General features: G+C 35.2%; 12 protein-coding genes and 4 pseudogenes. 6 read left to right on the top strand and 10 right to left on the bottom strand.

Annotated features, from left to right (window positions below):
- Window positions 1-55 precede the first annotated feature (55 nt).
- Together CHI06_RS25080 and CHI06_RS25085 are read left to right on the top strand one after the other, a co-directional pair.
- Window positions 56-736: an NAD(P)H-dependent oxidoreductase gene (locus CHI06_RS25080; protein ID WP_095251337.1), complete on the top strand. Its 681-nt coding sequence runs from the start codon at window positions 56-58 to the stop codon at window positions 734-736.
- Window positions 737-1,055: 319 nt separating this feature from the next.
- Window positions 1,056-1,250, top strand: a complete 195-nt coding sequence (locus CHI06_RS25085; RefSeq protein ID WP_095251338.1) for a hypothetical protein — start codon at window positions 1,056-1,058, stop codon at window positions 1,248-1,250.
- Window positions 1,251-1,529: 279 nt separating this feature from the next.
- Here the strand turns inward: CHI06_RS25085 and CHI06_RS25090 are convergent.
- Window positions 1,530-2,063, bottom strand: a pseudogene (locus CHI06_RS25090) (SDR family NAD(P)-dependent oxidoreductase); the annotation flags it as partial.
- Between the two features lie 233 nt (window positions 2,064-2,296).
- On the opposite strand from CHI06_RS25090, the gene CHI06_RS25095 reads away from it, so the two are divergent.
- The 4 genes from CHI06_RS25095 (at window position 2,297) to CHI06_RS25115 (ending at window position 6,637) form a co-directional block, all read left to right on the top strand.
- Window positions 2,297-3,796 carry a spore germination protein gene (locus tag CHI06_RS25095; protein ID WP_095251353.1) on the top strand — a complete coding sequence of 500 codons (1,500 nt, stop codon included), beginning with the start codon at window positions 2,297-2,299 and terminating at the stop codon, window positions 3,794-3,796.
- Window positions 3,789-4,880 carry a Ger(x)C family spore germination protein gene (locus CHI06_RS25100; protein WP_179292779.1) on the top strand — a complete coding sequence of 364 codons (1,092 nt, stop codon included), beginning with the start codon at window positions 3,789-3,791 and terminating at the stop codon, window positions 4,878-4,880. The genes CHI06_RS25095 and CHI06_RS25100 overlap by 8 nt, the downstream gene beginning before the upstream one ends.
- On the top strand, window positions 4,877-5,965 hold the full coding sequence (locus CHI06_RS25105) for a GerAB/ArcD/ProY family transporter (RefSeq protein WP_179292780.1): 1,089 nt from the start codon (window positions 4,877-4,879) through the stop codon (window positions 5,963-5,965). The genes CHI06_RS25100 and CHI06_RS25105 overlap by 4 nt, the downstream gene beginning before the upstream one ends.
- 474 nt (window positions 5,966-6,439) lie before the next feature.
- A complete protein-coding gene (locus tag CHI06_RS25115; RefSeq protein ID WP_095251345.1) occupies window positions 6,440-6,637 on the top strand; it encodes a hypothetical protein in 198 nt (65 codons plus the stop codon).
- 173 nt (window positions 6,638-6,810) lie between these two features.
- Here the strand turns inward: CHI06_RS25115 and CHI06_RS25120 are convergent, their stop codons facing one another.
- The 9 genes and pseudogenes from CHI06_RS25120 to CHI06_RS25160 all read right to left on the bottom strand — a co-directional run bounded on the left by CHI06_RS25120 (window position 6,811) and on the right by CHI06_RS25160 (window position 12,596).
- Complete coding sequence (locus CHI06_RS25120; protein ID WP_095251347.1) at window positions 6,811-7,284, bottom strand: DinB family protein; 474 nt, start codon at window positions 7,282-7,284, stop codon at window positions 6,811-6,813.
- A 127-nt stretch (window positions 7,285-7,411) separates the two neighbouring features.
- Complete coding sequence (locus CHI06_RS25125) at window positions 7,412-7,912, bottom strand: pyridoxamine 5'-phosphate oxidase family protein (RefSeq protein ID WP_257009449.1); 501 nt, start codon at window positions 7,910-7,912, stop codon at window positions 7,412-7,414.
- A 262-nt stretch (window positions 7,913-8,174) separates the two neighbouring features.
- Window positions 8,175-8,516, bottom strand: a complete 342-nt coding sequence (gene ytxJ / locus CHI06_RS25130; protein WP_095251348.1) for a bacillithiol system redox-active protein YtxJ — start codon at window positions 8,514-8,516, stop codon at window positions 8,175-8,177.
- Between the two features lie 145 nt (window positions 8,517-8,661).
- Window positions 8,662-9,459 (bottom strand): annotated as a pseudogene (locus tag CHI06_RS25135) (NAD(P)/FAD-dependent oxidoreductase); the annotation flags it as partial.
- Between the two features lie 175 nt (window positions 9,460-9,634).
- Window positions 9,635-9,874, bottom strand: coding sequence for a putative quinol monooxygenase (locus CHI06_RS25140; protein WP_095251349.1), 240 nt, complete (start codon window positions 9,872-9,874; stop codon window positions 9,635-9,637).
- 155 nt (window positions 9,875-10,029) lie between these two features.
- Window positions 10,030-10,507 (bottom strand): annotated as a pseudogene (locus CHI06_RS25145) (Rrf2 family transcriptional regulator).
- Window positions 10,504-10,746 carry a DUF896 domain-containing protein gene (locus tag CHI06_RS25150; protein WP_095251350.1) on the bottom strand — a complete coding sequence of 81 codons (243 nt, stop codon included), beginning with the start codon at window positions 10,744-10,746 and terminating at the stop codon, window positions 10,504-10,506. Before CHI06_RS25150 ends, CHI06_RS25145 begins: the two are co-directional and overlap by 4 nt.
- 20 nt (window positions 10,747-10,766) lie before the next feature.
- Complete coding sequence (locus CHI06_RS25155; protein ID WP_095251352.1) at window positions 10,767-11,759, bottom strand: LLM class flavin-dependent oxidoreductase; 993 nt, start codon at window positions 11,757-11,759, stop codon at window positions 10,767-10,769.
- 188 nt (window positions 11,760-11,947) lie between these two features.
- Window positions 11,948-12,596: pseudogene (locus CHI06_RS25160) on the bottom strand (nitroreductase family protein).
- Window positions 12,597-12,707: the final 111 nt, after the last annotated feature.

Consider the following 12,707-nt stretch of genomic DNA (forward strand, 5'->3'; position numbering starts at 1 on the left):
GAAATGCTACTAAAGGCAAGCTTATCTAAAACAACTAAGAAGGAAGTGTTTGAATATGACACAAAGAGTGATAAAAAGACAAGAAATTCTTGATGCGTTTAATTTTAGACGTGCTATAAAAACCTTTGATCCAACAAAAAAAATCTCTAAGGAAGACTTTAATGTAATCTTAGAAGCAGCCCGACTTTCACCAAGCTCATGTGGCATTGAACCTTGGAAATTCCTCGTTGTCCAAAATCAGGAATTCAGAGAAAAGCTAAAAGAAATTTCTCCAGGCGCACAAGGTCATCTGCCAACTGCGAGCCATTTCGTTATCATTCTTTCAAGAACAAGCGAGGATACAAGGTACGACTCAGAATATGTAAAAAATCAAGTGCTTAATGTTATGGGTGTTCCAGATGAAATATCTGATCAAATGATAGAGGGTATAAGAAATTTCCAAGTAAACCAACAAAATGTGTTTGAAAATGAACAAAAAGCGTTGGATTGGGCTAAAAGACAAACCTTTCTTCCCTTTGCCAATATGATGACTGTAGGAGCGTTACTAGGAATTGACTCTTGTCCAATAGAAGGATTTTATATCGATAAGGTAGAAAAACTCCTTGCGGAAGAAAACTTACTAGAGGATGGTCACTTAGCTGTTTCGGCTATGGTCGCATTTGGATACCGAGCAAATGAGCCTGAATTCCCTAGAGGAAGAAAAGACATGAAGGATATTGTGCAGTGGATTAATTAATGATTTCAGACAGGTTGGAAAGAGAGTTCTTTTTTAAAAACAGATGCCCTTTGATTCTTGTCTGTTTTTGTATAAACTTTATTGTCCTTGGACATTTATTGAGAACTGTAGAAACTATTCTACAGTTCTTTTCGTTCTTTAACTAAATGGCCCTTATATGTAGTATACCAGGGAGTAGTATTTAACGTTAATAACGTTAAATACTACTCCCTTTTGTTTCTTTATTTACAACATATATATAGTAGAGAAATATAGTAAACATAGTTTTCATAGAAAGAGTAACAAAAATACATCACTATTGTATCTGGAGGTGGTGTTAATGAAAGTGCAAGAGGTTTTAATTAATGACAGAAAAAGATATTTGCTTATTGATGGGGATAACAAACCTGTCGTTCCTGTTTTAAGGTTTCTTAAATATCTAGATAACATTGGTAAAGCTGAAAATACATTAAAGTCATACTGTCATTATTTAAAGTTTTATTTTCAATTTTTAAACGAAAAAGAAAGAGATTAGAAGTAAGTGGATTTTGACCTTCTGGCGGAGTATATATCTTGGCTAAGAAGCCCATATCAATCTACTAAAGTAGTTCAATTTCAACAAACAAAAACAAAGAGATCTGAGCGAACAGTTAATACTTTATGAGGATTCTTTTGCCGCGCAATGCGGAATCTACATCATACAACAGGACCGAAGAATCTCTCGGCGTTTGGGGAGGGACCCTACTTCGTTCATATGTCAGTAAGAGTAAGTGAATGTCAAGAAAATGACTAACTACACCAATAATGCAAAAGCTCAAGAACTCACTTTTCGCGGCTTTGCTAATTTTCGTAAACTTGGCATAAATGAATCATCATAAGCTGCAAATTCATTTGTAAACCCAATCTCGTTCGGAGTCACATGTGTACAACCTGTTTCTCCTGCAACGTATCTTAATTGGTCTTTACCATCTGTCGGAGCTTCATAAATAACTTTAGAAATCACTATTGGTTCACTTGGCTGCATTGTTGAACTGATCGTTTCTTGGAACGCGGCAAAACTTTCATTATAATCTTCTATTGTCTCAGGTGAAGTCATATCTAATGAGCGTCCAGCAAAATCAGTAGCAACCTCACCTAGTTCAACAATTTTAGCTTTAATCCCTAAATGACTCAATTCAAATCCAAGAGACTCTGTGAAACCTTCAACTGCCCATTTCGTTGAATGATATAAGCACAAATACGGGAGGGGTATCTTTCCGCCTACGGAAGAAATATTAATAAACAATACCTCCTTATTTTCTCTGAAATGAGGTAAAAATGCTTTAGTCACTTCGAATAAAACAAAAACGTTAACATCAAATTGATGCTAGTCAACTCGAAAGCTCCCATTAATCCAAATCCAGCATTGTTTAACACAACATCAACTTTCCCAAGGGATTAATGTCAATGAAGCGAGTATATAATTTAGAAACTTACAAAAGATAACATAAAGGTAAATTAATTTAATCATAGTCCTTTTTAGAATGAAATATAGGCACTAAGAAAATATTTCCCTCAAAAATTAAAATATTATTGCTTTTCTTGGGGTGGTTTTATTTGTTTAGAAAACAAAATCATAAGAATAAACTATTAAAAAATATAGATGGATTTTTGATACAAGCATCAAAATCTAGTGATTTCAAAACACTTCATTTAGATAAACCTAATATTGAATTATTCTTTTTCAGCACATTAATCGATGAAGAAACACTTAATCATTTTCTATTACTACCACTACAAGAGCATTCACCTTTTGAGAACCTAAATGATGTAATTAAATATATACCAATTAGTGAAATTCACCTATGTTCAGAAAACCCTGAACAAGCGGGAGAAAAGATTCGCCAAGGTCACATTTTAATTCGGTTAAAAAGTGATAAAACAAATTTTGCTCTTGTTAATGTAAAGAACAGCAAACGTGGGCTTAGAGAAAACAACGAAACAGAGAATGAATTTAGTGTTGTGGGACCAAAACTTGGCTTCATTGAAGATATCGAAACGAATATGAAATTATTAAGACACCAATTTTCAGGCTCAAAATTAATATTTGAAGAGTTGACAATGGGTTCCATGACTTCCACACGGGTTGTTATTGGATATATAGAAGATATAACAAACTCAGAACATGTAAATACTGTTAGGCAAAGACTACGTGACCTGGATCTTGATTTTGTCGAAAGTGCCCTGATAGACCAAACGATCTCAGATCATTCGAATACCCCTTTTCCTTTATTCTTATCCACAGAAAGAGTAGATAGGGTTACGTATACCTTACTTTTAGGCCAAGTGATTATTATCTGTGATGGCTCTCCCTATGTCATTACAGGTCCCTCCACTTTTTTTGATTTCTTTATCTCTCCAGAGGATTACTACTTACCTTGGATTGTGGGGTCTTTTTTTCGAATCATCCGTTTATTTGGAGTGTTTTTTTCGGTCTTTGCTACACCTTTATATGTCGCCGTTCTCACACATCATTACGTTATTATTCCAAAGGATCTTCTCGGTCCAATCATTGAGTCTCGAGTAAATATACCATTTCCCCCCTTTTTAGAGGTGATATTTCTAGAAGTAACAATTGAATTACTACGTGAGGCTGGGGCCAGATTACCTACTAAAGTAGGTCAAACGTTAGGGATTGTTGGTGGGATCGTTATAGGACAAGCTTCAGTAGAAGCAGCATTGACAAGCAATGTCCTTCTGATTATTGTTGCACTTTCAGCTTTAGCCTCTTTTACCACGCCCATTTTTAAAATGGCAAATACGATTAGGCTACTAAGATTTCCATTGGTATTATTAGCAGCCGGGTGGGGCGGATTCGGAATAATTGCTGGTTTTACATTGATGCTGGGTCATTTAATGCGATTAAAATCATTTGGCACACCATACTTAGCTCCAATATACCCTTTTAGAATTACTGACTTCAAGGATGGCTTTATTAGATCTCCATTTCGATATACAACTACAAGACCTAGTTACCTACGCCCCAAAAAGAAACGTAGGTATCAGGTTAACGAGGGTAAGGATGAATTTGACGATGAATAAAACTAATTTTTGTGTGTGCTTTTTGATTATACTTTTGTTATTCCCATCAACAGGATGTAGACGCGACAAGGTTATAGATGAAATTATAGTTATCTCTGATATGGGATTTGATTTAGAAGACGGAAAAATTCTTGGAAGCGCAACTTATCCAAGTTTATATATACCAGGCCATAAGGGACCAGATGTTGTTCATGGTATTGCTAGTACTAATACCGGTATATTAACTTCTTTTAACAACCAATCCGCTTCTCCTATGGAAGTTGGTCAAACAAGGATAATTGTATTAAATGAACGATTAGCTCAAAAAGGTATCGGAGATTTAATTACTACCCTTAAGAGAGACCCTATCATTGGAAGTAATACTTATTTGGTCATATCAAAAGATAAGGCTGATCAGATTTTGTCTGTATCAGTTGGTAAAACCCCATTTTATCTATCTAATCTAATAAAGCAGAATGAGGAAAACAACAATACACCTCCAACAAACCTCCATTCAGTTTTTTATCAGTATTACGGAACCGGACAAGATGTCTATATACCTTTTATTAAGATAAACAAGAATAAGATAGTTGAATTGGATGGATTAGCTATTTTTAAACAGGATAAAATGAAAATGAAAGTTAGCCAAAAGGACTCGATATTCTTCAAATTATTAAAAAGTAAAAAGAAAAATGGGAATTTTGAGTTCCCCTATTCAGCTAGCGGTGAAAAAAGGATGTTAGATATTCGAACGGTGAGTGGTAAATCAAAATTCACAATAAGTGATCAAACATCCAAACAACCAAAAGTTAATGTTACATTAAGACTGAGTTGCATAATTAAAGATGCACCTGAAGATATTAACCTGAGTGACCCCAAAAGAATGAAATCTATTCAGAACCAAATAGAAAAAAGGATTTCCAAAAAAACGGAAGATTTAATTAGCAGCTTACAGTCCAAAAATACAGACCCCTTTGGTTTTGGAGACTTATTTAGAGGAAGAGATCGAAATTGGAACGAGAAAGAATTTTATAGGATTTATCCCGACATTAAAATCAAAGTTAACGCACATGTTAATTTACTACAATCGGGGGTAGGAACGTGAATGGCACGAAGATAGATGAAAAATATTTAGTATCAACCTTTTATGTTTTTTTCCTTATCCATGCTTCTCAAACTGGTATTGGTATGTTGAACTTTCAAAGGGTTGTCGCCCAATATACGGAACAAGACGCATGGATATCTGTTATTATTATGGGTTTAAGCACACATCTTATTGTATGGATGATTTATAAGATGTTGTTACCCTCCTATGATATTTTAGCTATTCATGACCTATGTTTGGGTAGAATTCTTGGTAAAGTAATTTCAACTGGTCTCGTATTGTATTTTCTTCTATTGTTTGTTGTGGTATTTAGAACCTATATAGAAATTATCCAACTTTGGATATTTCCATGGATAAGTACTTGGGAGCTGGGCTTATTTATTGGGTTTATTATTTATTACTTTGTGTCTGGAGGATTTCGTAAATTAACCGGGTTAGCGTTTTTTGGTGTAGTACTGCCAAGTATTTTATTTTTCACTCTTTATTTTCCACTCAGGTATGCACACCTAGATAACCTAATACCAATACTTAATCATTCTTTTATAGATATATTAAAGTCTTCAAAATCAGCAAGCCTAGTATTTGTTGGTTTTGAAACTTTGGTGGTCTATCTTCCTTATATTAAGAATCCCGAAAAATCAAAAAAGTGGGCTCATATCGCTCTTTTATATACAACGTTTTTATATGTAGTAATCACGCTCGTTACATTAGTGTACTATAGCCAGGGACAGTTACAGGAGACACTTTGGCCAACACTTACGATGACAAAAATCATTGAATTACCCTTTATAGAAAGGTTTGAGTATATCTTCATTTTCACTTGGTTTTTAGTGATCCTCCCTACTGTTTGCATTCCGATTTGGTCATGTACACGATTATTAAAGAAAATGTATAAAATGAGACCTAAACTATCTTTACCCTGTCTTATGATATTCATATACATTGTCTCGATCTGTATTGAGAATCGTGCAATGGTAGATACCTTAGGGAATCTAACAAACGAAATAAGTTTTTACTTTGTTTTCCTATACATACCGGCCCTTTTTTTCTTGTTTTCCATAAGAAGAAGACTTACTAACAGCTAATTACTACAATACGCTATAAACTTTATGAAATATCATAATAAAATTCCTCGATGCATAATTTTCAAGGTGTACTCATATCGTTGAAGTATTTAAATATACTTGATCTCCTAGTATCGGGGTGTTTGATTTGGATAAAAAAAAGTACTCTTGTTTGGGGACTTTGGAATTGATGATACAATAGCATTGTTATTTTTACTGTTTAGTAAAGAAGTTGAGATTATTGGAATCGTAGCGGATTATGGGAATTACGAGAGAACTAGAACCCAGCAACGATTCCTATTAAATTACCAAGAAAGCAAAGCAAAAGAATATACGAACTAACTCAACAGGAATATAAAGAAAGTGCGGTGCAAAAAGAAAATTCGTTTTCACAAAAGGTCCCTTTTTATAATTGGCTGGAAGAATAGTTCATTTTATTACAATCTTAACGCAAATTGCGTCATAATAATCACATTTTGTAAAGGAGATAATTCTATGCAAAGATTATGCTTCCCTATCCCAGAAGATCTGAAGAATCGCTTTGAACTCATGAGTAAAGAAACCAATCTACAACAATCACAGCTCATGCTTATGGCGTTGCACTCTCTTATTGCAAACTATGAAACCAAGGGTAGCTTTATATTCGCTGACCTTATTAATCCTGAACATCGAGAAAAAAGAAAGACTCGTTAGATTCTGCTAGAAAAGTGGTGATGATTTAAGTCGGAGGGTGATGGGAATTTCATGAGACACTCACATAAGAAAAATGTACAATCCACTTCTATTTTAGAAGAGATTGTACCTTTTCCTATTTATCTAACACTTTCGATAACCTCCCATAGAGAGGTTTTTCTCACTTTCGGTTGTTACTGGGATAACATTTTTTTGTAAGCTTTGATAATTCCAAAATGCATTCCTTCATGATACAAATTATAAGTGAGTAATTCCTTTGGACTATGCAAATCAAGTCCATCTGACGTTGTAAGAACAGGTGTGCTTTCGTCCAAGCGGCCAGTCAGTACCTCGCGAACTCGCTCATATTGTTCCTTTAAAAGGCTCTCGAGCTCCGGTAAAGTCGGCAATGGGACTGTCTTGTCAATATCGTCTAGTGGCGATCCTTTTGTAAAGCGCTCCATAAACCCTTCCGGCAGATTCATAGGAAGCTTTAATTGTAAAAACGCCAATATTTCCGTAACAGTATAGATGTGTCCTAGTTGCCAACGGATATTATTGCGGAAATTTGCAGGAATTCGATCTGCTAACTCCTCCGTTACGCCCTCCATAGCTTTTAATGTTTGAGTTCTGTTGAATGCTAAGTAGTCAAATAGATTTTTTTCCATTTCAATTCCTCCTAAAAATTTTTATATACTCAATTTGAAATTCAATTTATGGTACAGAGTTAACGTTTGCGTTTCAACATTAAATTATTACTTGAAAGCCAAAGTTTAATTGTATTCCTCAACTCTCTTACGCCCGGTCGGTATGAATGGTCCTACCTTCATAGAACATACGATCTGATATCACTTCTTTCTCCTTGGCTGAAAGAGAGTCTGCGTTTAACTTGTCGATAGCGGTTTTACTACCTAAAGGGGAAACATATCGTTCCAAATGACTCTTCCCTAGCGATCGTTCATAATAACCTGGCACATATTTATTCAGCATGACCTGCATTGCTTCCGTTGCCTCATTTATATCAGTTACTTGAAGTAGGGATCCTTCGATTATAACGCTCATATATGCTATATCCGTTTTTGCAGGAATCGGACTGGTAATTGTCCCATAATTCGCGCCTACAGTGAAGCAGGCCATAGGGTTTTTCTCAATGTAAGTCACTTTTCTTCCTTCTTCTGCCCCATGAAAATAGATGGCGTCGTTCAGCCAAACAAAATTGAGTGGAATGACAAATGGGACGTCTTCTGAAGATAAGCCTAGAAATCCAGTATCGGCATTCTCTAGAAAGTGCTGGATTTTAGCAGTATCAGTTCAATTGCGTTTTTGATTGCGAATCGGAAACATAGTAATCTTCTCCTTTTTTAGTGGTTTGATAGTTTGATATAACTATGAGTGTTGTATTTCATTACTTCACAAATCAACTTCATAGGGCGCGTTACATAAAACAATTGATTTTATACTGCAACACTAAACTACAATCCCGCTCATTTAGTAAAATATCCACTCAGTTCACACTTCTCCATATTCTGTAATTATTTATTTTTAAAGGTTTCTAAGATTAATCCAATACAGCTGTCATATGTTTTTTCGTTGCCGACCAATGTGAAGTATTCCAAATGGATTTTTTATTTTTGAAAAATATTATTTGTGGCGAGGCATGCTTGATGCCAAGATCTTCCTCAATCCGATTAGATACTGGACGCGATTCAATGACTTTCACCATGTAGTAATCAACATCACTATTTGGCTTATCTGCCAGGTATTCCTCATATTCTTCCATTGCACTCGAGTTTACTGGACAAGTTGTACTATATTTCAGAACCACCGCCGGTTTCTCAGCAGAACGATTATATACCTCTTCCCATTCTTCGAGTGTCGTTAATTCTTTCCAATTCAACATATAAATTCCTCCTCTATGATTAACTAAAATTAATACGATGGTTACAAAGCGAACTACAACATGTTATCTTATTTCCTTGAATAGTCTGCTTCTTCTTCACTACACTGACTGGACTGACATTTTTTATGAATGCCCATTGCAGATATCATTGTTCTAATGATTCCATGAATTTTTCACTATCAGTCGCTGCCATGCTACCACTTCCTGCTGCAGTGATAGCTTGTCGGTAACGGCTGTCCTGTACATCGCCACATGCAAATACTCCTGGAATATTTGTCTCGGTTGTGCCGGGTTTAGTTAAGATATATCCATTATCATCCGTATTAATTTGTCCAATAAGGAAACTTGTATTGGGACGATGACCAATTGCTACAAAAATCCCATTTGCTTGGATAACTTCTACTTTACCTGTTGAATTATTTAACACTTTCAATCCAGTTACACCACTTTCATCAATGAATACTTCAACTGGGCTCTTATCTAATGACCATCTGATTTTTTCGTTAGCGCGAGCGCGATCCTGCATGATTTTTGAAGCTCTTAATTCATTACGTCGGTGAACTATGGTTACTTTGGATGCAAAACGCGTCAAAAAGTTTGCTTCTTCCAATGCTGAATCCCCACCTCCAACTACTATTATTTCTTTGTCTCTAAAGAAGAAACCATCACATGTTGCACAAGTGCTAATGCCTCGACCAATATTTTCTTTTTCATTTGGAATTCCTAAATATTTAGCGCTTGCTCCTGTTGAGATAATAAGGGTTTCACTTACAATTTCTCCCTTACCCTCTACTTGTAATTTAAATGGACGCTTCGACTAATCCACACTTTTCACCCAACCTGTATAAAATTCAGCTCCGAAGCGCTCTGCTTGTTTTCGCATATTTTCCATTAATTCAGTACCCGTGATTCCTTCAGGAAAACCCAGAAAATTTTCAATGACATTTTTTGTAACGATTAGGGATACGACCAAGATACAAGAAAAAACGGGTCATAATTTGGACTGTAATTCCAGCTATGACCCGTTTACAAACTAGTATTGCACCTTTGATTTATACGTCTTACATTTTTCATGATCATTATTCGTAAAATTATCAATATATCAACCATTCAAACAGTCAAATATAGCGTTCTGTTAATGTTTCAATTAAAGGACTCATGTATTGAATTAAAGTTCGATATCTTTCACTTTTCTTCATAGTGTCTAATGTTTCTTTATCTGGCCAAATGCTTACTACACCAAAAGAAGGATTATCGTTTTCAATGCTAGGCTCTAAGAAATATGCACTAATACAGCCTGCATCTTTGTTGATAGGTACGAGCAGATGCCGTCCCATTTCTCGAAGCTGTTCTTCCATTCCCGCTTAACAATCAAAAGTTACCACTCTAACAAACATTAAATTCCCTCCTAAAAATTATTTATTTAGAACATATATTTCAACAGACCTTTATTTCTATTGTTGAATTGTTTTAGCAATTTTCATTTTTCTTAACCAGTAAAATGAGAATGATTTTATAAGACAATTTTTTCATTTAACCAAGAATCAATTTTAGTAAGAGATTCCTTTGAAGAGGTATTATTAAGTGCCTGGTGCAATAAAGCAATCGTTGTACGTTTTAAAATAGATTGCCAAGCAGATTCAGCTTCTACCATTACATCGGATAATAGACAGGCTGTATTTTCTTTTAATTGAAACATTGTATGAAAGATGCCATTTGAACGATAAAGAGATTCTAAGCCTTCTACTGCAATATACACATCATATATTCGGATATTTTCAGGAACAGCTTGTAATCGAAAGCCTCCTTTTACCCAGCACAGCAGAAACAAGCCCTGCTCGTACAAGTTTTCTCATTAATTTTTGAAGATAAGTTGGAGAAACATGTAGTTGTTGACTTAATGATTCACCTGATACCATAGCCTGCTTAGGTAAACGATTAAGCAACAAAAGAGCAAATACAGCTTGTTCCACGCCAGCCGTCATTTTCATGCGTCATCATTCTTTTTTAATGATTGTTTTTGCTGTTCTTTTTTCAATTTTTCAGGTGTAACATCATTACCTAAAGGGTCTAATATTGTTAACCCCATAACTGTGCTGTTTACTTGTCCACGAATAATTTGAAGATATTCTTGACGTAATTCTTGACGCTCCTTTAATTCTAGTTGTGTTAAACCATCTTCTTTTTGTTTTTTAGCTAATATGTTAATTCGATTTAAAATTTCAATCATTTCTTTCTCCGCCTTTCTTTTTATAAAAGTTCTTGTGCAAGTAATCGATAAGACTGTAGTCTTGCTTCATGACTATGACTGATTGTCCCAATCACAGCTTCATTAATACCAAAATTTTCATCATGTGCATGTAATGTATTTGCAACATCTTTTGCACTCCCCACTAAGAATCGTTTACGGTTATTCTGTATATGCATCTTATCCATTTCGGTATAAGAATAATTTAATGCTTCCTCAGGAGATACTACTTGAAAAGGCATCCCTTTATCTAAAAATAATAAGTTTAAATCTAAACTAGATGCATGATATTCAGCTTCTTCATCTGTTTCTGCCACCATCACGAAATAACCAACATTAATTTGAGGGTTTTGCATAAACTCCGAAGGAATGAAATTTGTACGATAAGACTCCAACTTTTCGGCAGATAATTGTCCACTAATGAATTGAGCAAACGAATATCCAATTCCGAATCGTCCTGCTTGTGCAGCGCTGCTGCCACTAGATCCTAATAGCCAAACTTCAGGTAATGGAGCACCCAATGGAGCTGCAAGTGTACGGTTATATAGATGGTCAACAGGCATCGTTTCTGACATAAACATCATCGTTTCTACTAATTTATCGTACTGGTTGAACAGGTTCGGTTGTTTTCCTTCATGTAATGCAAGAGTAGAAAATTGGTCACCACCGGGTGCACGGCCTACACCGAAATCGATTCTATTAGGGTATAATGTCGTTAATGTTTTAAATATTTCTGCCATTTTTATTGGCGAGTAATGCATCAGCATGATTCCACCAGAACCAACACGAATTTGGTTTGTCACTGATGCAATATGGGCAATCAATATTTCAGGTGAAGCACTAGCTAAGTTTGCAGATCCATGATGTTCGGAATACCATATTCTTTGATATCCTAAACCATCTACTAATTGAGCTAATTCAATAGTATTTTGTATAGTTTCATGAGGAGCTTGCCCATTTGAAACTGGAGTTTGATCCAAAACGCTTAATTTCATAAAAAAAACCTTCTTTCGTAGTTAATATAGATACTTAATATCCATAATTGGAGCGTATTTTCATTTCATTATTGATTTAATAAAAGTTTCTCCCGATTCTTTACTTTTTATTGTGCCTTTAGTAATTGGGGAACCTCTTTGTCGATGGTCGCCCTACAATAGTAAAATACAATGTGAACTAGCGATGATTAAAGTTTTCCATTCCAGTAAGTTACTTCATCAACACCTAATCTTACTGTTGGGAATCCTGTTTCTCTTGCTTTACCCACAGCAATCTTTAGGATGTTAAATAAGTTTTCTGAGACATTAAATTCCTTACGAAATTCTTCAATGCTGTAGCCAAGCATAGGTACTGTATCATATCCTCTTGCCTTTCCAGCTAGCATGAGCTGCATGGCACTAGACCACCATCAAGCATTTGCCATTCTTTTTTTACTTGTTCACTTACAGAACCATAATATCCCTGTACACTGTTGTTGATTCTGTCTTTAATTTCTTCTGTCATGTGTACCCCGCAACTACAGCTCTTTGATTGATTATATCAGCGTTCTCCACTGTATAAGCAATCATATCTCCGAACACCACAATAACTGTGGATGCATCAACCACTTGTTGTTGTCCTGAAGCCATTGGAAGTAGCTTCTTTTTAAGAGTAGAATCTGTAAAGACCATAAAACGTCAAGGATTTAGATTTGTTCCACTTGGTGCAAGAATAGCCTCTTCAAGCAGCTCTTTAATTTCTTCTTCATCGTTCTTAACTGAAGGTTCATAAAAGCGAACCGAACGACGTTCGCGAATCACGTCATAAAAATTTGCAGTACGATTTTCTTTTTTTATATTTTTACTACCTCCTATCAAGAATTTCTTGTCTATTTATCACTCTTTGTGTCATATTCATACAGTTCCTTCTTAAGTTGTTTTAGATAAGCTAGCCTTTAGTAACATTCC

This window comes from Bacillus sp. 7884-1 (genome assembly GCF_002272245.1).
Lineage (GTDB): Bacteria > Bacillota > Bacilli > Bacillales > Cytobacillaceae > Neobacillus.